1 protein-coding gene is annotated in these 1,938 nt (G+C 48.1%); it reads right to left on the reverse strand.

Annotated features, from left to right (window positions below; all coding sequences use genetic code 11):
• The coding region (locus ACTHUT_RS19315; RefSeq protein WP_440419455.1) for a proline--tRNA ligase at window positions 1–1,627 on the reverse strand (1,627 nt) is incomplete at its 3' end.
• Window positions 1,628–1,938 lie beyond the last annotated feature (311 nt).

A 1,938-nucleotide genomic window follows, 5' to 3' on the forward strand; every position in this document is an offset into this window, starting at 1 on the left:
CGACATTACCTTCTTTTAAGGCGCGATCGCCGATCACGATGCGGTGAGGAATACCCAACAGTTCGGAGTCATTCAGCAATACGCCTGCACGTTCGTCGCGGTCATCCAACAATACATCCGCACCGGCAGCCAAAAGCTCGGCATAGATTTTGTCAGCGGCTTCGCGTACGGCTTCAGATTTTTTGTAGTTCATCGGCACGATAACGACTTCAAACGGTGCCATTGCTTTGGTCCAAACAATGCCTTTTTCGTCGTTGTTTTGCTCGATGGCGGCGGCAACAACGCGGGTAATACCGATACCGTAGCAGCCCATTTCCATGATTTGGGACTTGCCGTTATTGTCCAAGAAGCTGACATTCATGGCTTGGGTATATTTGTCGCGCAATTGGAATACATGACCGACTTCAATACCGCGCGCCAGTTTCAGACGGCCTTGTTCGTCGGGACTGATGTCGCCTTCGATGACATTGCGCAAATCGACAAATTCAGGCTCGACAGCATCTCGGCCGAAGTTGAAGCCGGTATAGTGGTAGTCGTCTTCGTTCGCGCCAATCACCCAGTCTGCGCCTTTTTCGGTGGCGAAATCGGCATAGACTTTACCTTTGAAGTTGACAGGGCCGAGAGAGCCTCCATTTGCGCCGAACTGTTCAACAATTGCGGCAGGGCTTGCCATGGTCAGTGGCGATTTCACGCCGGCCAGTTTTTCTGCCTTGATGTCGTTAAACTCATGGTCGCCGCGCAACAGCAACAGGACGAGTTCGCCTTCGTTCTCGCCTTCAACCACGATGGATTTGAGGGTTTGTTCAACCGGAATATTGAGGAATTCAACCAAAGATTCAATGGTTTTAACGTTTGGCGTATGTACTTTGGTTAACTCGGCCTGAGCAGCGGCGCGTTCGCCTTTAAGCGGCAAGGTAGGCGCCAACTCAATATTGGCGGCGTAATCGGAAGTGTCGCTATATGCAATAACATCTTCTCCGCTTTCAGCCAATACTTGGAATTCGTGAGAGCCGGTACCGCCGATGCTGCCGGTATCTGCGGCAACAGGACGGAATTCCAAACCCAAACGGGTGAAGATACGGCAGTAAGCGTCATACATATCTTGATAGGTCGTCTGAAGCGAGGCATAGTCGGCATGGAAGGAATAAGCGTCTTTCATGACAAACTCGCGCGCGCGCATCACACCAAAACGCGGACGTACTTCATCGCGGAATTTGGTTTGGATGTGGTAAAAGTTTTTTGGCAGTTGTTTGTAGCTGTTGACTTCTTTGCGCACGATGTCGGCAATCACTTCTTCACAAGTCGGGCCCATACAGAAATCGCGGTTATGACGGTCTTTCAGGCGCAGCAGTTCTTTACCGTAAAACTCCCAGCGGCCGGATTCTTGCCACAGTTCGGCAGGTTGTACCACCGGCATCAGCAGCTCCACGCTACCTGCGCGGGCCATTTCTTCACGTACGATATTTTCAACTTTGCGCAATACGCGCAGGCCCATCGGCATCCAAGTATAAAGACCGGATGCGTTGGCTTTGATCAAGCCGGCACGAATCATCAGCTTGTGGCTGGCAAGTGCGGCTTCGGCAGGGGCTTCTTTAAGGGTAGAAATGAAGAACTGGGAGGCTTTCATGGCGTATTTTTCTTTCTTAAAAATAAGTGCGTATTGTAACGCAAAATGTATGGCCGCGTGTTTTTTGAATGGCATCTGATGAAATCGGCTGTTGTTTCACAGAGCTTTTGATTCGGGGCGATTTTTAGGGATGTCAACCCTAATTTATGCACAAAGCCGCATAACCTTGTTTTACCTATAAATTTTTACTGTATGATTATAGTAAAATCTTATAAATATAACTATTTGATTTTATTATGTTTTATTTGATTAAATTTTAGTCAATTTAAGACTTGGTTTGTTCCTAAAGAAAATTTTACGATTACCCAAAG

The sequence above is a fragment of the Neisseria sp. P0022.S010 genome (assembly GCF_051956635.1).